18 protein-coding genes are annotated in these 19,390 nt (G+C 53.5%); 15 read left to right on the top strand and 3 right to left on the bottom strand.

Features of this window, described 5'->3' with window-relative positions:
* Nucleotides 1-61 precede the first annotated feature (61 nt).
* The 6 genes from glpK to LY85_RS05600 are packed head-to-tail and all read left to right on the top strand — an operon-like array spanning nucleotide 62 to nucleotide 7,529.
* Nucleotides 62-1,552, top strand: a complete 1,491-nt coding sequence (gene glpK, locus LY85_RS05625) for a glycerol kinase GlpK (RefSeq protein ID WP_141825822.1) — start codon at nucleotides 62-64, stop codon at nucleotides 1,550-1,552.
* A gap of 54 nt (nucleotides 1,553-1,606) precedes the next feature.
* The gene (locus LY85_RS05620; RefSeq protein WP_243122491.1) at nucleotides 1,607-3,334 is read left to right on the top strand and encodes an NAD(P)/FAD-dependent oxidoreductase; all 1,728 of its coding nucleotides are present in this window, start codon (nucleotides 1,607-1,609) and stop codon (nucleotides 3,332-3,334) included.
* A complete protein-coding gene (locus LY85_RS05615) occupies nucleotides 3,331-4,578 on the top strand; it encodes an FAD-dependent oxidoreductase (protein WP_141825820.1) in 1,248 nt (415 codons plus the stop codon). Before LY85_RS05620 ends, LY85_RS05615 begins: the two co-directional genes overlap by 4 nt.
* A gap of 12 nt (nucleotides 4,579-4,590) precedes the next feature.
* Nucleotides 4,591-4,950, top strand: a complete 360-nt coding sequence (locus LY85_RS05610; protein ID WP_141825819.1) for a DUF1667 domain-containing protein — start codon at nucleotides 4,591-4,593, stop codon at nucleotides 4,948-4,950.
* A 48-nt stretch (nucleotides 4,951-4,998) separates the two neighbouring features.
* Complete coding sequence (locus LY85_RS05605; RefSeq protein ID WP_038325249.1) at nucleotides 4,999-6,408, top strand: FAD-binding oxidoreductase; 1,410 nt, start codon at nucleotides 4,999-5,001, stop codon at nucleotides 6,406-6,408.
* The gene (locus tag LY85_RS05600; protein WP_141825818.1) at nucleotides 6,405-7,529 is read left to right on the top strand and encodes a hypothetical protein; all 1,125 of its coding nucleotides are present in this window, start codon (nucleotides 6,405-6,407) and stop codon (nucleotides 7,527-7,529) included. The genes LY85_RS05605 and LY85_RS05600 overlap by 4 nt, the downstream gene beginning before the upstream one ends.
* Before the next feature lie 91 nt (nucleotides 7,530-7,620).
* Here LY85_RS05600 and LY85_RS05595 read toward each other — a convergent pair whose 3' ends face one another.
* On the bottom strand, nucleotides 7,621-8,388 hold the full coding sequence (locus tag LY85_RS05595; protein WP_038325247.1) for a DeoR/GlpR family DNA-binding transcription regulator: 768 nt from the start codon (nucleotides 8,386-8,388) through the stop codon (nucleotides 7,621-7,623).
* A gap of 588 nt (nucleotides 8,389-8,976) precedes the next feature.
* On the opposite strand from LY85_RS05595, the gene LY85_RS05590 reads away from it, so the two are divergent.
* Both LY85_RS05590 and LY85_RS05585 read left to right on the top strand, forming a co-directional pair.
* A complete protein-coding gene (locus LY85_RS05590; RefSeq protein ID WP_141825817.1) occupies nucleotides 8,977-9,999 on the top strand; it encodes a hypothetical protein in 1,023 nt (340 codons plus the stop codon).
* 177 nt (nucleotides 10,000-10,176) lie between these two features.
* Nucleotides 10,177-10,359 (top strand): hypothetical protein, encoded by a 183-nt coding sequence (locus LY85_RS05585; protein WP_038325246.1) that lies wholly within the window; start codon nucleotides 10,177-10,179, stop codon nucleotides 10,357-10,359.
* Nucleotides 10,360-10,392: 33 nt separating this feature from the next.
* Here the strand turns inward: LY85_RS05585 and LY85_RS19200 are convergent, their stop codons facing one another.
* On the bottom strand, nucleotides 10,393-10,566 hold the full coding sequence (locus LY85_RS19200; protein WP_185741114.1) for a hypothetical protein: 174 nt from the start codon (nucleotides 10,564-10,566) through the stop codon (nucleotides 10,393-10,395).
* A gap of 160 nt (nucleotides 10,567-10,726) precedes the next feature.
* Here LY85_RS19200 and LY85_RS05580 point away from each other — a divergent pair, with 160 nt between their 5' ends.
* Nucleotides 10,727-10,984 (top strand): hypothetical protein, encoded by a 258-nt coding sequence (locus LY85_RS05580; RefSeq protein ID WP_038325245.1) that lies wholly within the window; start codon nucleotides 10,727-10,729, stop codon nucleotides 10,982-10,984.
* A gap of 153 nt (nucleotides 10,985-11,137) precedes the next feature.
* Here the strand turns inward: LY85_RS05580 and LY85_RS05575 are convergent, their stop codons facing one another.
* Nucleotides 11,138-11,569, bottom strand: a complete 432-nt coding sequence (locus tag LY85_RS05575) for a hypothetical protein (RefSeq protein ID WP_141825816.1) — start codon at nucleotides 11,567-11,569, stop codon at nucleotides 11,138-11,140.
* 317 nt (nucleotides 11,570-11,886) lie between these two features.
* On the opposite strand from LY85_RS05575, the gene LY85_RS05570 reads away from it, so the two are divergent.
* The 6 genes from LY85_RS05570 to LY85_RS05545 all read left to right on the top strand — a co-directional run bounded on the left by LY85_RS05570 (nucleotide 11,887) and on the right by LY85_RS05545 (nucleotide 19,368).
* Nucleotides 11,887-12,870, top strand: coding sequence for an ROK family protein (locus LY85_RS05570; RefSeq protein WP_141825815.1), 984 nt, complete (start codon nucleotides 11,887-11,889; stop codon nucleotides 12,868-12,870).
* Entirely contained in the window at nucleotides 12,867-13,514 is a 648-nt protein-coding gene (locus LY85_RS05565) for an SIS domain-containing protein (protein WP_141825814.1), read from the top strand. The genes LY85_RS05570 and LY85_RS05565 overlap by 4 nt, the downstream gene beginning before the upstream one ends.
* Nucleotides 13,515-13,548: 34 nt before the next feature.
* Nucleotides 13,549-15,162, top strand: coding sequence for a response regulator (locus LY85_RS05560; protein ID WP_141825813.1), 1,614 nt, complete (start codon nucleotides 13,549-13,551; stop codon nucleotides 15,160-15,162).
* 15 nt (nucleotides 15,163-15,177) lie between these two features.
* On the top strand, nucleotides 15,178-16,203 hold the full coding sequence (locus LY85_RS05555) for a sensor histidine kinase (RefSeq protein WP_141825812.1): 1,026 nt from the start codon (nucleotides 15,178-15,180) through the stop codon (nucleotides 16,201-16,203).
* A 1-nt stretch (nucleotide 16,204) separates the two neighbouring features.
* Complete coding sequence (locus tag LY85_RS05550; RefSeq protein ID WP_141825811.1) at nucleotides 16,205-17,686, top strand: ATP-binding cassette domain-containing protein; 1,482 nt, start codon at nucleotides 16,205-16,207, stop codon at nucleotides 17,684-17,686.
* Between the two features lie 164 nt (nucleotides 17,687-17,850).
* The gene (locus LY85_RS05545) at nucleotides 17,851-19,368 is read left to right on the top strand and encodes a sugar ABC transporter ATP-binding protein (RefSeq protein ID WP_141825810.1); all 1,518 of its coding nucleotides are present in this window, start codon (nucleotides 17,851-17,853) and stop codon (nucleotides 19,366-19,368) included.
* The last annotated feature ends 22 nt before the right edge of the window (nucleotides 19,369-19,390 follow it).

Genomic DNA, 19,390 nt, shown 5'->3' with positions numbered 1-19,390 from the left:
ATCTGTTTTGCTTCCATTGTCGCTATTTTGCGGATTATATAAAGAGAGGAAGTTGTTTGTGTTGAAAAGTTTTGTAATGGTCATCGATGAAGGCACTACCGGAACCCGCGCACTGATATTCGACCAAGGGCTGAATATTGTGGCGCAAAGCTACGAAGAGTTTACCCAGTACACCCCCAGTGAGGAAAGAGTGGAGCACGACGCGGAAGAGATCTACGAGAAGAGCATGAAGCACTGTAAACTGGCCATGGAGCAGGCGGGGCTGACAGCGGCGGATATCGCCGCCATCGGCATCACCAATCAGAGGGCCACAAGCGTGGTCTGGGACAAGGCGACGGGGAAGCCGCTGTACAAGGCGATTGTATGGCAGGACAGCCGTACCGGTCCTCGGTGCGCCGAGCTGAACGCGAGCGAATGGGGAGAAAAAGCCAAAAAAGCGACCGGCTGGACAATCGCGCCCGTTTATTCTTCCCTTTCACTGGAATGGCTTCTGAAAAACGTACCGGAAGTAAAGGAGAAGGTCGACCGCGGCGAAGCGCTGTTCGGTACGATCGACACCTGGCTGGTCTGGAAAATGACCGGAGGCAGAACGCATGCCATCAGTTATTCCAACGCTTCCGTGACCGGCAGCCTCAATCTGGAGACCGGCGAGTGGTACAAGGAATTTCTGGATTACCTTGGCGTTCCCGTTTCCATCTATCCCACCGTGACGGACGACTCCGGGGATTACGGCATGACGGAACCCGAACTGTTCGGAGGGCCCATTCAGATCGGCGGCTGTATTGCCGACCAGCACGCCGCGCTTTACGCGCAGGGCTGCCGTACCGCGGGAACCGCAAAGCTGACAAACGGCACCGGCTCTTTCCTGGATGTGAACATCGGGGAAAAATGCGTGGTGCTTGACGGCGGCATCAACACCGTGATCGCGTGGAGAATCAAAGGCAAAACGCAGTATGCGATGGAGGGCTATGCGGCCGTGACAGGCTCCGCTATCCAGTGGCTGCGCGACGGGCTGAACATTATCGAAAAATCCGGGGAATCGGAAACCCTTGCGCGCAGCGTTGAAAATTCCAACGGAATCTTTTTTGTACCGGCTTTAACGGGACTGGGTGCGCCGTATTGGGACCCGTTCGCCCGCGGTATGATTATCGGCATCAGCCGCGGCACCACCAAAGCGCACATCTGCCGCGCCACGCTGGAAGCGATCGCGTTCAGCATCAAGGACATCACGGACTCTATCGGCGCGTACACGAAAACCGCAATGACGAATGTCAAAATCGACGGAGGCGCTTCCCGCAACAATCTGCTCGCGCAATTCTTTGCGGATATCCTCGACTGCAGGGTGGACCGCCCGGCGTCTGTGGAAGCAACCAGCCTGGGCGCCGCTGAAATGGCCGGACTGTTTGCGGGGCTGTGGCAGGAATCCGATTTCGATAAGGCCGTCGAATACGACGCGACGTTCACCTGTCAGATAACGGACGAAAACCGCAGTCAGCGGTATTCCGACTGGCAGGAGGCGGTAAAACGCTCCTCGAACTGGATTCGGCATTAAAACAAAGGAAACAGCAAAGGGAAGAATACGAGACAACAATAGGAGATGAGAGATTTGACTGCAAATAAGCAGGAGATATTGGCCGCTTTTTCAGAGGGGCTGAAAAAATTTGATCTGGATCCCAGCGCAGTCTCCGCCCGTATTGAAGATGACGGAATCCTCACGCTTGAAGGCAGTACAAAAACATGGCAGACGGCTGTCGATATCGGCCATATGGCGGCAAAGCTTCCCGGTGTACATAATGTGGTCAGCGATCTGACCGCCCCCGGCGCTGTCCCCCTGAAAAGGAAGGACAGCGCCCCGTACCGGGCGATGGGGGTCGTGGACAAAGCGGACGCAGTGATTATCGGCGGCGGGGTGACGGGATGCGCCATCGCAAGGCAGCTGACGCAGTACCGGGTGAACATCCTCCTGCTCGAAAAGGAAGAGGACCTCTGTGAGGGAAGCTCCAAGGCGAATAACGGAATGGTGCATTCCGGTTATGATTCCAAGCCCGCCAGCCTGAAGGCCCGCCTCAACGTCCGGGGAAACGCCCAATATACCAAGTGGGCCCAGCAGCTGGGCTTTCAGTTCAACCGTACCGGTTCCTTTGTCTGCGGCTTCGGGGAAGAGGACCGGGTGGCCATCGAAAGCCTGTATGACAACGGCGTGACCAACGGCGTGCCGGGAATCGAAATCATCAGCGGGGACCGCGCGCGGGAACTGGAGCCCGGGCTTTCCGACGGCGTTCAGTTTGCTCTCTGGACTCCTTCCGCCGGCTACGCGGAGCCCTACGAGGTCACCCTTGCGCTGGCGGAAAACGCGGTGGACAACGGCGCCCGGTTCCGCCTCGGCTGCGAGGCGGTGGATATCCTGACGGAGGACGGGCGCGTGCGGGGCGTGGTTACCACACAGGGCGTAATTTTGTGTGACTGTGTCATCAACGCCGCCGGGCTTTACGCGGACGAAATCGCGGAAATGGCGGGGGACCGCTTTTATTCCATTCATCCGCGGCGCGGCGCGCTGGTGATCTTCGATAAGGAAAACAAGGGGAAAATCCATACTTTTTCGGGTGTTGCCCCAAACAATTATACAAAGGGCGGCGGGCCGGAAGAAACGCCGGAAGGAACGCTGCTCTGGGGCCCCTCCGCACTTGAGGTGCCGGATAAGGAAGACAGGGACGTTGACAGGGAAGACGTGGAATTCATATTGGAAAAGGGAATGCACCTGACGAAGGGCATTGACCCCAGGTCCGTCATTACCTATTTCAGCGGAAACCGCGCGGCGACCTACAGCGAGGATTTTGTGATTCAGAATTCCCGTAAAATCAAGGGCTTTATCCATGTGGCGGGCATCCAGTCCCCCGGCTTCGCTTCCGCTCCGGCAATCGCGGAGCTGGTGGAAAGCCTGTATCTCGGACAGAATCCGAATGCCCCGATCAACACGGCGTTCAACCCCATCCGGAAGCCGGAACCCGCTTTCCGTGACTGCACGCAGGAGGAACGCGACCGGCTTATCGCCGAAAACCCCGCTTACGGCCGCGTGATCTGTCGCTGTGAAACCGTCACGGAGGCGGAGATTCTCCGCGCCGTCCACGGTAAGATTCCCGCGCGGACGATGGACGCCGTAAAGCGCCGCACACGGGCCGGCATGGGCCGCTGCCAAAGCGGTTTCTGCGGTTCCCGTGTGCTGGAACTGCTGGCCCGCGAGTGGAAGCTCGACCCTTCGGAGGTAACCCTGAAAGGGAAGGGCTCTGAAATACTGGTCCGGCCTTCGCGGAATACAGGGAGGAATGCAGAATGAACACACTTTCGTATGATATCGCCGTGATCGGCGGAGGACCGGCCGGCCTCGCGGCTGCGGTAAAGGCGAGAGAACTCGGAATGGACCGGATTCTGCTGGTCGAGCGGGACTACGAGCTTGGAGGAATCCTTCAGCAGTGCATCCATGACGGATTCGGACTGCTCCGTTTCAAAAAGCAGCTTTCCGGATGTCAATATGCACAGAAATTTATCGATCTGGTTGCCGAGGGCGGCATCGACGTCCTTTGCGATACCATGGTCCTGGAGCTGACGGACGACCGCAGAATTTACGCGGTCAGCGCGCAGGAAGGGCTGCTGGAAATCCGGGCGCAGGCGGTCATCCTCGCCATGGGATGCCGGGAACGCACCCGCCCCCAGGTCAGCATCATGGGTTCCCGCCCGGCGGGAGTCCTGACAGCCGGTTCCGTGCAGCGTTACATCAACATGGAAGGCTACCTTCCCGGAAAGAAGGCGGTGATTCTCGGCTCCGGCGACATCGGCCTCATCATGGCGCGCCGCATGACCCTGGAAGGCATTGAGGTGGAAGGCGTCTACGAAGTGATGTCATCCCTCGGCGGACTGCGCCGCAACAAGGTGCAGTGCCTGGACGACTACGGGATTCCGCTCCACCTGTCCACCACGGTGACGAAAATACACGGAAACAAGCGGGTGGAAGCGGTGACGGTCGCGCTGGTCGGATCGGACGGGAAACCCGTCCGGGAGACGGAGCGCGTGATCCCGTGCGACCTTCTGGTGCTGTCCGTGGGCCTGATCCCCGAAAACGAGCTGAGCCGGAAAGCGGGGGTGCAGCTGCACCCCGTGACGCGCGGCCCCGTTGTGGACGATACGATGATGACCTCGGTTCCGGGCGTTTTTGCCGCGGGAAACGTGGTGGCCGTGTTTGACCTGGTGGATTATGTTTCGCGCTCCGGCGAAATTGCCGCGCAGGGAGCGGCGGACTTTATCCGCCGTCAGAGTGCGCAGGGAAATATGGTCGATACGGTTGCGGGCAGCAATGTGGGCTTTGTTCTTCCCCAGCGCGTGAGCGCGGACTGCGGGGGAAAGGAAATCAACCTTTATCTGCGCGTCCGCAAGCCGATGAAGGACGTCAGGGCGGATATTGTGTGCAACGGGAAGATTTTGAAATCCACGCATTACGGGGTGGCAAACCCGCCCGAAATGATTGCGCTCAGGTTTGTTCCGGACGGTCCGCTGGACGGTCCGCTGACAGTCGACGTGCGGTAAGGAGGATGGAAAATGACCACAAAACAATATGTGTGTATTGTCTGCCCGATGAGCTGCTCCATTGAGCTGACCGACGACAGCGGCATGCTGACAGTGAAGGGGAACACCTGCAAACGCGGGGAGGAATACGCGAAGAACGAGTATACGGACCCCAAGAGGATGATTACGACCACCGTGGGGCTGCGGGGCTCGCGGCTGCGCTGCCTGCCGGTGATCAGCAGGGAGGCCGTGCCGAAGAAGCTGCTGCGGGACTGCATGAAGCAGCTGTACGCAACAGTGGTGGACGCGCCCGTCCGGCAGGGGGACGTCATTGTCGCCAATATCCTGGGAACAGGTGTGGATATCATAGCTGCGCGCAGCATTACCCTTTGAGCAGCGATTTACCAGTGAAATACCAATGGCAGGAAAGGAAGAATTTGAATGCAGAAAAACACAACAGCTTTTTTTGAGAAAGTAACCGAGCAATGTCCTCAAACGGAAATACTGACACAGCCTGAGGAAAGACTGATTTATTCCCACGGATGTTATCCCCGCGAATATAAATGGATGCTTCAGGGAACGTATCCGTATCTGACCGACGGCGTTCTTCGTCCTGCGGATACCGAAGAAATCAGCAGAATCCTGAAGCTTGCCGTACAGTGCCATATCGGTGTCATCCCCTACGGCGGCGGCAGCGGCATCGTGGGCGGAACAATCCCCTACGACGGGCAGATCATGATTGACACCAAACGCATCCGCCATTTTTCCATCAATCCGGTCAACGCGACCGCCGTGGGCGGCTGCGGCCTTTCGGGCGCCGAGTTTGAAAATATGCTCAATGAGCGCGGCTATACCTGCGGCCAATATCCACAGTCCTTTCAGAGCGCCTGTCTGGGCGGTATGGCTGCGACCCGCGCTGTGGGGACGTTCTCCACAAAATACGGCAAAATGGACGATATGGTCACCTCTCTGGAGGTAGTCCTTCCGGATGGGGACATTCTTTCCACCCACAAAGCGCCGAAGCGGTCCACCGGGCCGGAGCTGAACCAGCTTTTCCTTGGCAGCGAGGGTGTTTACGGCATCGTCACTTCCGTTGAAATGCGTATTTTTCCGGTGGCGGAAAAGCGGATTTTCAAAGCCTATACCTTTGCCACTACGGAAGAAGGGCTCGACTCCATCCGCCGGTTTGTCCAGAAGGGCCTGCACCCAGCGGTCGTCCGCCTGTACGACGAGGTGGAGGCACAGGGGAAAATCAGCCAGTACGGCCTTGAAAAGGGCTTTGCCCTCCTGATCCTGGTATTTGAGGGAATCGATGAAATGACGGAGCTGGAGGAACGGCTGACGGACGAAATCTGCCGTGCGGGCGGCGGACGGCCAAAGACTTCCCAAATCGCGGAGGACTGGTTCGCCACACGCTTTTCCACGAAAAAAATGCTTGATTATGACGCGGTAAAGGGCGGAACGGCGGATGCCATTGAAGTGGCCGCCCCGTGGGATTCCATCGCGGCCGTATGGAAGGAAATGCGCAGCGCGCTGGCTCCCTACTGCGAAGTGATAGATTGTCATTTTTCCCATGTCTACCATACCGGCGCGAGCGTATATGTCATTTTCCACGCGAAGACAAACGGCGACGACAAGGCGGGCGAGCAGAGGTACCTTGACTGCCTGCGCATTGCCTTGGAAACAAGCCTGAAGTATGGCGGAAACGTTTCCCATCACCATGGCGTGGGAACGGCGAAAGCGGAATTCCTTCCCCTGGAGCACGGCGCAGCCGGCGTAAAGGTGATGAAGGCGATCAAAGACGCGCTGGACCCGGACGGCATTTTGAATAAAGGAGTACTTGGATTATGAGAGAGTTTTCGTTGGATGCATACCGCTTTCAGATAGACAGACAGTCGGTCCACATGGATCAGGGCGCCTGCTACTGCCCCGAATACCTTGCCGCGAGGGCAATGTGCCACTATCCTTCCCGTGTGGCCCAGATTGCGCGCGCCGTCTGGCTCGGGCAGCTTCCGCCTTCGGAATACGGCGCGGACATTGTTTTTTCTTCCATCCTTTCCGGACAGGGAGAGCGCTGGCAGAATTTCGGGGAAGATCAGAACGATTACCTTCTGTGCATGATGCTGTTCAGGGAATTGTTTGTCAATCAGAATTTCAAGCCCGACGCGGTGGCTTCCCTTCACGATACCGTGAAAAAGAATGACGGGCATATCATAAAGGCCGGGGAAAACGCGTACGAACTCTGGAAGGAAGCCGTCCCCGCTGCGGACGGCAGCACGACATGCCTTTTCGTGGATGACGCCACCTTTGCGTTTACTTCCCGCTGCGCGTATGATCTGGGCGTTTTCCTGAAATCGCGCGGAATTGCGGTGCAGCCCCAGTTCGGCCCGTTCTTCGGCGGCTTTGAGTATTTCGCCGCGGGGCTGATCGACGAAGGGTATCGGCATCTTTCCGGTCTGGTGCAGGCTCTGCAGGAAAAAGGCGTGCGCAGGGTCATTACGCTGAGCGGACAGAGCCAGTACCTGCTGACGACACTGTGCGATAAGCTCGGCATCCGCCATGATCTCCACGTGGAAAGTATCCTTTCCCTTTGCGGCAGCCTTGCCGTCGACAAGGGATATCTTTACGGCGGAAGCTTTTTCACGCGCTACCTGCGCATGGACGGACTCCTTAACCGCCTGTCCGGCGTTCCCGGCGAGCGCGACGTCCCGAACAGCTGGGAATTTGTCCCTCTGGTGCAGGGAGGCAAACGCACCAACAGGGTCACTATCTGGCAGGCTCCGGTTTCTGCCGAATATGTTCCCTTTGGAGCGCAGCAGGAAATTCTTGAAAAAATCTATAAAGCCGGTGTGGAGGAAATCCACAGGGCGAGCCACCGGCAGCTGGTCGTCTGCGACCCGTATGCCTATGATGCGCTGGTGAAACACGGCTGCACGGATCACCTTGTTTACTTCACCTCAATCTTGAAATAAATTACCCCTAAAAGTTCCGATCATGGAAAAAGCCTCCGGCCGCACGGTTAGCACCTGCGGCCGGAGGCTTTTTCAAATTTTGAAAAACAGTCTAGATGACTTCAATCCCATTTAACGCCATATATTTGCGGTAATTCTGGGGGAACACGTCGTCCACAATAAACGCGTCCATTTCCTCCAGCTTTGCCATTCGGACAAGGGACTGTTTGTCAAGCTTGGAGGAATCGGCAACGACATAATTTTTGGAGGAGACGGAAAGCAGCGCGCGGTTGCTTTCCACTTCCTCCATGACCGGGTGGGTAATCCCGTGGGAAAGGTTGATTGCCGATACGCCGAAGAAACATTTGTCGATCGTAAACGTGCCGATGAAATCCGTGGAGGACGGCCCGACGGTCATCCCCGAGCTGCTGCGCACCCTTCCGCCGGGAAGATAAATGTTGATGCCGGGAATAGCCAGCGCTTTGGACGCGACATTGACGTTCAGCGTGATGATGTTCAACGGCGTTTTTCCCGCCAGATAATCGAGGATATACTCCACCGTGCTTCCCGAATTCAGCGCGATGGTATCGCCCGGGGAAACAAGGGCCGCGGCCTTTCGGGCGATGATCTGCTTTGCTTCATAGTTTTCACTGCGCTTCATCGCCATCGTCTGCTCGTGAACACTGATGCTGTTTGTGGCGTTTTTCATATATGCTCCGCCGTAAATCAGCTCGATATCCCATTCCGCGGCCAGCGCCTTCAAATCTCTGCGTATCGTTTCGGCTCCTACTCCGAACTGGTCGGCCAGCTCGGAAACCTTGACGGACCCTGTCCGGTAAAGCATGTCCAAAATATTTTTCTGACGATCTACGTTTAACACGAGAATAACCTCCTGGAATTGTAATGCAGTATAATTTTAAGATTATATGAATATGCTGTTTTCGTTTTTGTCATTATAGCAGATTATAGCCTGAAATACAACAAGATTTGCTGATGAATCAGGGAATGGATTCCGATTTCGAGCGCAATTCGATATATTCAGACATGAAATCTGTAAATCAACCATAAAAATAATATAAAATTATTATAAAACCTATCAATACTCTAAAATTATTAGCATAAAATTTATATAATACTCAATAAATCAAATAAATTATCATATATTTTTATGAAATCTTATTGACAACGATCTGATTTTAATATAAAATCAAATTATCACAGAAGTTATATGCAATATTTATATAATTATAAAAATATAATAAGAGATTATATTAATATTATAGACGTTTCAGACCCTTTCCAATTGATCTGTCTCACTGTTAATCAATCATAAAGGAGGTAAGGAGAGAAGTTTGACATTGGGCAGATGATCAATAAATTTTCCGTTTACGCTGTTTGACGGCAGAAACGGAAACAGGATCAATGATATTGATACCAGTTGAGAATGAAAATTTTGGGAGGATTGAAAATGACATTGATTATGGTCGTGCTGGCTTTCTGCGGCGGCGTATTCGGCGCTATCCTCGGTGCGCTGGAAGCGTTTATCTTTACCGGTATTACCGGCCTGATCGGGATTGCTTTAGCGTGCGCCGGGGTGCCGTTTGATTTTTTGGGAGTCATTGCGTTCGGGCCGTTCTTTGCCCCGAACATCGCTTTTGCCGGGGGTGTGGGCGCCGCGGCGTTTGCAAAAAAGATCAAGGTGCTGGATTCGGGCAAAAACATTTCCCTGCCGCTGCTGAGCCTTAAAAAGATCAGTGTGCCGCTGGTGGGCGGCGTGTTCGGCGTATTTGGGTACATTGTCGCCTACGGTGTGGGACAGGCCCTGCCCGGCCAGATTGATGCAGGCGGCTTTACCGTGGTCGTTTCGGCGATCATTGCCAAAATCGTGTTTTCAGGAGAACTGTTCGGCAAGGTCACCGAAGAGGACAAAAAGCTGGGCGGCAGATACAGCCCCCTCGCGAAAACGGCGTGGGTCCCCTACATGACGGCCGCCGCGGAAAAAACAGTTTTGTCCGTAGCGGTGGGCGGCCTTTCCGCCTATGTCACCTATCAGATGCTCCAGAATCAGCAGACGGCGGGGGCCGCACCCTTTGTGGGCTTCTGCATCTCGGCCGTTTCCCTGATTTTCTCACAGTTTGGGGCACCCGTTCCGGTGACGCACCATATCACCCTTTGCGCGTCTTATGCCGTTCTTGCCAGCGGGAATCTGTACTGGGGAATCGTAGCGGCAATTTTTGCGGCATTTGCGGGCGACTTTCTGGCAAGAAGCTTGTACAATTACGGCGATGTACATATCGATCCCCCGGCAATGACCATTGCGTTAACGTCGTTTTTGTTTTTGGGGCTGTTCAAAACGGCGGGGCTGTATCAGATTCCGGGTGAAGCTGCTGCCGCCGTTATTCTGATCGTTGCGGTAATTTACAGCTTTCTGGAGTACAGCTGGATACAGAAGAAAACCGCAGGCCATCAGGGAACAAAATCTGCAGCTTGATATTTTAGTGGATGAAAATAAAAAAGAGGCTTTTTCGCAGCAGCGAAAAAGCCTCTTTTGCGTCGGCGGACACGATATAAAATGGCGATTTGATCCATCAGCCGATATTCCCGGAATTTATGGAAAAACTGATAGGGTTTCATCCATAAAAGAAAAGGAGGGACAACAGACAGCGATATGTATATTTATCAAAAATCCGAACCGGGAATCTGGGCGGTGGGATATTATACGGATTCCGGAACCTGGAAACAGGAAAGCAAATGGAACAGCGCGGCGGAGGCCATGGAACACGCCCACAGCCTCAATGAAGGAGAAAATTCCGACGATACGGAAAACGCGAGAATGAAAGGAAGAATATAGCCTTTCAATGGCCTGTCCGGATTTTCGGCGGCATTATTTTTTGCTCCGCTTCCAGATAAGATATTCGCGCAGTACGGCTTCTTCGGTAATATCCTTTTTTACGGCCATTTCCCAAACTATTCTTTGAAAGGAAGGGAACCCTTTCCCGAAAGGATCTGAAATTGCACGCATCTTTTTGTCAAGTTTTTTAATTTCTTCTTGTGTCATCGCTGATTCCTCCCACTATATATTCGGCGGAAGTTCTGCATTTTTAGGGTACGTAACAAAATGTGACAAATTTATTTTTGGCCGTACATCGATGAGGAAATCGTATGGACTGCATTTTATTTTAAAAATGGAGAAGATATAAACAGAAAGGAGGGACAATATGAAAAAACAAATGGTTTTCCTGTTGATCATCACAGTTCTTATCATCTCCGCATTTTCCGGATGCCGGTATTTGCCGGGCGCATCCAGCGGAGCAAATCTGAACAGTACGGTGTCCGGTGTTGTGTCGAAAGTGGAATCCGATACCAAAGGTCTGGGCAGTCAGGTTTCCGAAGTGGTTTCCGACGTGCAGTCCGGCGGCCAGGAGCTTGCCAGCCAGGCCTCCGGAACGATTTCAGCAATGACATCCAGCAAATAAATAAAATGATTGAAAATGCTGTTTACAGCTTAAGAACGCCCTCTCAGGAAAATGAGAGGGCGTTCTCAAACACGGCGGGTTTTCGTTTTATCGGAATCGTTTGAAAAATCCGCAATAAAAAAGCAGAGTACAAAAGCACTCTGCATCGGAAAATCAGTCTGTGGGGGAGTAAAAGAAGGTGCTGCCGTCCACGATCTTACACCAGCTCTGATGCTCCAGCACATGGAGGATGTCGCTGCGTTTTACACCCTTTCCAAGGTCCTTTGTAATTTCGGAAATATGGATGAGCTTATTGGCATTCTGCTGAAAAACGACCAGCAGAAGGTCCGGCAGGTCGTCCATTTTCGAAGAAGCCCTTGCTTTTGACGGTTTTGAAGCGGCGCGGCATTCCGGATGCTTTTTAAAATAAAGGACGCATATGGCCCTGATGCGGCTGAGCAGGATAGAGGAAATGCCGAGCAGCTCCGGCAGCTCTTCAAACCGGCAGCTCATCAGGTCGGACATGCGCTTGTAATTGTGAAGCTCGCAGTAATCCAGAAACGGGGTATAGCTGTCACCACAAAATATTTCGTTAATTTCATCCATCGAATCAATCCTTTCCACTATGTGACACGAAAAATAATTATACCCGAAATTTTTTCCCGATACAAGGCTTGACTTTTGGCTCAAAGGTGCTTTGCCGGTCGGCCGGAGCCCTGTATCAGTCCCGGCTGCCGCAGGAAGAAATCCCCCGCGGCCCTGTGAACGGCAACTTTGTTTCTTGAAAATGATATTCTATTAGAATATACTAAATACAAAATGGAAAAGGCTGTACGGAAGGGTGGTTCTGAAATTGAACGGATGAAATTCGTTCAGCAAAGATGTGCTGAATGAGGAGCCTTCATCTGATGGGAGGAAAAAATATGCTGGTAATAGGCATCGATATCGGGGGAACGAAATGTGCCGTCAATCTGGGAGAACTGTCGCACAACGGCGCCGAAGTCTTACATAAGTGCGAAGTCAGGAAAACAGCGGCGTATTCCCCGGCGGAAATGCTGAAAGCTTTGGCGCAGGACGTTCGTTCCTGTGTGGAAAAAGGAAACGGGCAAAAAATTGAAGGGATCGGGATCAGCTGCGGGGGCCCGCTGGACAGCCGGACGGGGACCATCCTTTCCCCGCCGAATCTGCCGGGCTGGGACAAAATTCGCGTTACGGAGTATTTTCAGCGGGAAACCGGGATTCCCGCCTGGCTCTGCAATGACGCCAACGCCTGCGCCCTCGCGGAATGGAAGCTGGGTGCGGGAAAAGGAACGTCCAGCATGATCTTTATCACCTTCGGCACGGGGCTGGGGGCCGGACTGATTCTGGACAACCGCCTGTACGCCGGCGCCTGTGACATGGCGGGGGAAATCGGCCATATCCGCCTTTCGGACTACGGCCCGGCGGGATACGGAAAAATGGGGTCGTTCGAAGGCTTTTGCAGCGGCGGGGGCATCGCCCAGCTGGCCCGGTCCATGATCCGGGAAGAGCTTCAGGCGGGCCGGAAACCGGAGCTTTGCGGGAGCCCGGAGGAGCTTGAGCGGATAACGGCGGCACAGGTCGGAACGGCCGCGAAAGACGGCGACCCGCTGGCAAGGAAAATTTTAAAGAGGGTTGGATTACAACTGGGGAAGGGCCTGTCCGTCTTAATGGACATTCTCAATCCGGAGTGTATTGTGATCGGAAGCATTTTTGTACGGAACTACGACGAAATCTGGCCCTACGCACAGGAGGTAATCGAGCGGGAAACGCTCCCCGCAGTCCGCGGGGCGTGCAGAATCCTGCCGAGCCGGCTTTCGGAATCGGTCGGTGATATCGCCGGCTTAGTCGTCGCCGGCTATCATTTGGGATGGGAGGAATGGATATGAAAGAGCGTACACTGGAATTTTGCCGGCAGTTTTTTGACCGGCATCGGGATTTGCTGCCTTTGCAGGAAAATATCCGCCGTGTTTGCGAAACGCTTATGGGGGTGTATCGCAGCGGAGGAAAGCTGCTGGTCTGCGGCAACGGGGGAAGCTGCGCGGACGGCGGCCATATCGTAGGTGAGCTGATGAAGGGCTTTCTGCTGAAAAGGCCGCTGGACCCGGACACACAGGGGCGGCTGAGGGAAGATTTCGGCAAGGAGGGGGCCCTGCTGGCGGAAAAGCTGCAGGGCGGGCTTCCCGCCATTTCGCTGAACGCCCATGCCGCGCTGCTGTCGGCTTTCAGCAACGACGTGGACCCGGAGCTGGTTTACGCGCAGCAGGTGATGGGCTACGCGAAAAAAGGGGATGCGGTCATCGGAATCAGCACTTCGGGCAACGCGACCAATGTGGCCTACGCGCTGATGGCGGCAAAAACGGCGGGCGCGGTATCGGTTGCCCTGACGGGGCGGGACGGCGGGAAGATCGCCCTGCTTGCCGACTGCAGCCTGATTGTCCCCGCGCAGGAAACCTACCGCATTCAGGAATATCATCTGGCCGTTTACCATTTGATCTGCGCGGTCGTTGAGTCGGAGCTGTTTTCTTGCTGACGGTCATTTTTCGGGCGGACAGAAGGAGGAAGGTATGATAAAGGTCATTATAGCGGACGATGAGGAAAACGTATGCCAGCTGATCCGCGGTCTGATCGACTGGGCTTCGCTGGATATGGAAATCGTGGGAATTGCGCATAACGGCGTGGAAGCGCTGGACAAGGTGGAAAAGCTTCTGCCCGATCTGATGATTACGGATATCCGCATGCCGGGCTACGACGGGCTGGAAATGATCCGGCGCGCCACAAACATCAAGCAGGATCTGGACTTTATTATTATCAGCGGATACCATCATTTCGAATATGCGCAGAACGCAATCAAGTACGGGGTGAGCGACTACCTTTTAAAGCCGATCAGGAAGGAGGATTTTTTGGCCTCCCTCAACAAGATGCGCGACCGGTACCTGAAGCGCACGGAGCGGCTGAACAATGAGGAACAGCTGAAAAAACGTTTGAAAAACGACGTGAACAAGCTGCGTACAGGCCTGTTTACGGAACGGCTGCTGAAAAAGGGGATGACCACGCAGGACCTGACGATAGAAGAGGTCAACGAAAGCTATCATTACGCTTTTCAGCCGGGACTGTTCCAGGTCTGCGCGGTAAAAATCGACTGTGGATTTGAAGACGAGTACAACAACACCATTCAGATTCTGGAAGAAACGATCATGAGGATTCTGAACACGCAGCTGAAAGAACTGTGTTTCGATATGGAAATGGATTTGGATGACAGCATCACCTACTGCGTTTTAAACTATGGCCCGGAAAACAGAAAGACCGTGCGAAAGCAGATCAAAGCGGTCTTTGACGAGCTGATGGTACAGAAGACTTCGTTTGAACAGCACGACTTTACAATCAGCGCGGGCAGCGTGGTGGAAGACGTCGGCGAACTGAAAGAAAGCTTCCGGGCGGCCCGGTACGCCGTGGGGCAAAGGCTGATCGAGGGCACGGGCAGGCTGATTGAGGATGTAACCGTACATAAGGACCCCCAGAGGGTGGACGTTCTGCTGGCGGAGCTGAATAAAACGATGGGCGCGGCAGTGGAAGTGCTGAAAAAAGACGCCGTGCTGAACTGCATCACGGGGTTAAAGAAGCAGATCGAGACGGAGAACCTGAGCGGGGCGGAAATTTTCTCTCTGGTCAAGCACGTCTGTGAAATGTACCTGCTCCATCTTCGCAACAACCAGATTCAGATTCAGTACGGGCAGGAATTTTACGAGAAATTCTGCATTCACGCGGCACGCTGCAGCTCCATTGACCGGCTGTTTGAATACCTGTCCGTCATGGTGGGCGAATCCATGGAAGTGATTATTGAGGAGAAAGAGCAGGCGGACACCAGACCGATCCGGGTGGCAAAGGAATATATTCAGGAAAATTTCAGCAAGCCGATCACGCTGGAGGAAGTCAGCGGGATCGTGGGATTCAATCCCACCTATTTCAGTACGCTGTTTAAAAAGGAGACCGGAAACAATTTTGTGAATTACCTTTCCGAAATCCGTATGAACCGGGCGAAAGAACTCCTGCGGGAATCCAATCTCACTGTTGCCGCCATCTGTGAGCAGGTGGGCTACAGCGACCTCAAAAATTTTACCAAAGGCTTTACAAAAAGCGTTGGATTAAAGCCGAACGAGTACCGAAAACTCTACTCTTGATCCGGGGCTGATGAAATGAAAATACAAAAAATAAGGTATCTTTCCAGCCGTGCCGCGTGGATGTTCCTGCTCCTGTTTGCGCTTCTGCTGGTCTTCCTGACCGTTTTTACGGCGACTGCCGTCCGGGAGGGACGCCATCTCTTTTTTGCCGTCGCCGGGTATGCCGTGCTGGGCGCGGCGGCGTATATTTTTTACCGGTGGATTTACCGGCCTTATCTGGAAAGCGCAAAGGTCCTGCGCCTGTTTTTAACGGGCTATACCATCGACGCCCTTTTTGACCAGAAGGTGCTGCTGAGCCCGGAAATCGAAGAGATGACCCAAAAAGTGGAGCAGATCATGAATACGGACGAGCTGGTGAACGCGACCAAAAAGCAGGCGCAGTACCTTGCCCTGCAGAATCAGATCAACCCCCACTTCCTTTACAATACGCTGGAGGGAATCCGCGGGGAAACTCTGAACGCCGGTCTTGAAAACGTGTCCAAAATGACGGAGGCTCTGGCTACCTTCTTCCGCTATACCATTTCCAATGTGGAAAATCTGGTCACGCTGGAGGAGGAGCTCACCAACGTCAACAATTACTACATCATCCAGCGCTACCGTTTTGGGGAAAGGCTGAACCTCAGCGTGGAATACGACCCGGAAAGCGAAAGGGAAATCATGTCCTGCAAGCTGCCGAAGCTGACCCTTCAGCCGATTGTGGAAAATGCGATTTACCACGGGATCGAGCGGAAAATCGGGGACGGCAATGTGAGCATCAAAATAGAAACGACCGCGACCCGGCTGATTATCACGATCTCCGACAACGGAATCGGCATGACGGAGGAACGGCTCCGGGAGATCGACGACAAGCTGAGCCGCACGATTCTGGATTACATCAAGCCGGACAGCGAGGCCCACGGAGGCATCGCCGTTGTCAATGTCAATAACAGAATCAAGCTCCTGTTCGGGGAAGAATACGGAATCTGCATGTACAGCACGCTGAACGTGGGCACGGATGTGGAGATTACCCTTCCGCTGGTGAAAAAGGATACGGGAAAATAAAATGAAGAATGAAATTTTAAGGCTGGAAAGGGTCACCGTCATCCGGGACGAGGTGACTCTGCTGGATAATTTTAACCTGCATATTTTTCAGGGCGAAATCATGGGACTGGTGTGCATCAACGCGAACGGTAAGGAACCCCTCATTCAGCTCATCAGCCAGAATCTGCCCATTCATTACGGCCGCGTCTATTTCAACGAGGTGCTTGTGAACAATTATCAGCACAGCCCGATGACGATGAACAAGGTGGCCGTTATCGAGCAGAAAAGCAGGCTGATTGAAGATCTGAGCGTTGCCGACAACGTTTTCGTTTTACGCAGGGGATTTCGGAAATACGTCATCAGCCCCCGTGTTCTGAACGAACAGTTCCGCCAGTTTGCACAGGAAATCGACGCCGATATCGACGGCCGGGACCTGGTGGCGCATTTAAGCCCTTACCAAAAATGTGTCGTGGAGCTTCTTCGCGCCGTCATCATGGGCGCGAAGCTCATTGTCATCAGGGATGTCAGCAACTGCATCGGTGCGGCGGACCTGATCCGTTTTCACGAACTGCTCCGGTATTACTGCGGAAAGGGTTTTTCTTTCCTGTACATCTGCAACCATCACGAGGAAGCGTTTAAGATCTGTACCCGGATGTCGCTGATGAAGGACGGGAAAATTCTGCGGGTATTTGACCGCAATCAGTTTCAGAACGACAATATTGTTCCGTATTATGTCGGGGAATTTTCCGACCTTGCCGCCCTGGAAACGGACGTCGGGAGAAAAGACAGCATCCTCGCTTTTCAGAATGTCTGTACGGAAAATCTGAGGGACATGAATTTTTCGGTGGCCAGGGGAGAGTGTACGGTGCTGTTCGATATGGACAACACCGTACTGTCGGATATTATGCAGATTATGAACGGCAGGCTGCATCCGGACAGCGGGACTGTTTTTCTGGAAGGCGCCGTTTTTACGCAGGAAGCGGCGCAGCACGCGCTGGAGGGCGCGGTAGCCTTTATCGGAGAGGACCCCATCCACACCATGCTCTTTAAAGAAATGAGCTATCTGGACAATCTGTGCTTTCTGCTTGACCAGAAGAACAACGGGGTGCGGCTGAACAAAAGAATCGTCCGGAGCATCGCCCGCGAGTACGAACCCGTGATCGGCCCGGAAATCTACGAAACCAATATCATGAATCTGAAAATACAGTCGCTTTACGATTTGATCTATTACCGGATTCAGTTGTTCCATCCCAGAATCGTGTTCTGCGTCCAGCCCTTTGCGGGTGCGGATATGTATCTGCGCCGGCACCTGATCGAGCTCATCAACAGGCTGAAGCAAAAGGGCATCACGGTTATTTTCCTTTCGGTCAATATTGCGGACTCCCTTGTGGTGGCGGACAAGCTGATCCGGCTGGAAAAAGGACGGTTCAGCAGCGAATATCTGCGTTCGGAATTTAACATCTTTCAGTCGGAAGGAATCACTCTGGAAGAATTGTTTAAATGATGCATAAAATACGGATCGATTTTTGATGGTTTATGGTGATTTAACATAAACCATCAAAAGAAATACCCCCTTATTCGAAATGTAACCCCCTTATGAAAAACAAAAGCCAATGCTATACTGGTCACATGGAAACGAGTTCCACAGATAAGGACGGGTGAGTTAAAATGGGGGAATACATAGCAGAACTGAATCATATCCACAAAAGTTTCCCCGGAGTCAAGGCATTGGACGATGTGTCGTTTGATCTGAAATCCGGAGAGGTTCTTGCATTGCTGGGGGAAAACGGCGCCGGAAAGTCAACACTGGTAAAGGTGCTGAGCGGCGTTTACACAAAGGATGAAGGCGAAATCAAAATCTTCGGTCAGACGGTCGAGGATTTAACGCCGAAAAAGGCGCAGGAGCTGGGGATAGCGATTATCCATCAGGAGCTGAACATGTGCGCGCACCTTTCGGTGGCGGAAAATATTTTTCTGGCGAGGGAGAAAACACATTCCGGCATCCTTTCCAACCGGGAGATGAACAAAGACGCGGCGGCGCTGCTGGCCCGTCTGAACATTGACCTGGACCCCACTACGATTGTCGGGGATCTGGCCGTGTCCAAGCAGCAGATGGTGGAAATCGCCAAAGCGCTGTCCACCAACGCCAAAATACTGATTATGGATGAACCGACCTCGGCACTGACTTCCAACGAGATTGACGATTTGTTCAAAATCATCCGCAAGCTGAAATCGGAGGGCTGCGGAATCGTATACATATCGCACCGGCTGGAGGAGCTGCAGAACATTGTCGACCGCGTCATCATCATGCGCGACGGCAGATACATTACCTCCATGGATTTCAAGGACACGACGATGTCCGAAATCATTTCCTACATGGTCGGACGTGAAATCAAGGAAAAATTCCCGCGCGTCACCTGTGAACGGGGGAAAAAGATTTTTGAAGTAAAGAGCCTGAACGCGGGCAGGATGGTCCGGAACGTCAATCTCGAATTGTACGAAGGCGAGATCGTCGGTATCGCGGGGCTGATGGGCGCCGGTCGGACGGAAACCACACGCGCGATTTTCGGCGCGGACCCCAAAGAATCCGGTCAGATTTTTGTGGACGGCAGGGAAGCTGTGATCCGCCGGCCGATTGACGCGATCCGCGCGGGAATCGTCCTTGCGCCGGAAGACCGGAAAAAAGACGGCCTGTGCGTCAAACTCAGCGTGGAGGATAATATCGCTTTGCCCAATCTGGACCTGCTCTGCAGCAAATTCGGCGTGGTGGACAGAAAAAAGGAAAAAACGATGACCGACGAAGCGGTCAAGAGCCTGAGCATTAAGCTTGTCAGCGCGGACATGGACGCCGCGACCCTCTCCGGCGGCAATCAGCAGAAGCTGGTGGTCGCCAAGTGGCTGGCGCGCAATTCCCGCGTAGTGATGTTCGACGAACCGACACGGGGAATAGACGTAGCCGCGAAGGTCGAAATCTACAACCTGATGAACGAACTGAAAAAGCAGGGGATCGGCGTGCTTTTCGTCTCCTCCGAAATGCCGGAGATCATGGGGATCAGCGACAGGATTCTGGTCATGTGCGACGGAAAAATCACCGGCGAATTCGCAGCAGGCGAAGCGACCCAGGACCTTATTCTGCAGTACGCGACAAAATTTGAATCCAAATATGAGCAAAAAGAAGCTATCTAGCAATAAAGAAAGTCGGGAGCGT

The sequence above is a fragment of the Clostridium sp. KNHs216 genome, assembly GCF_006714885.1.
Classification (GTDB): Bacteria; Bacillota; Clostridia; order Oscillospirales; family Acutalibacteraceae; genus Caproiciproducens.
The sequence above is the reverse complement of the archived record's forward strand: the minus strand, read 5'-3'. Positions and strand labels throughout refer to the sequence as shown.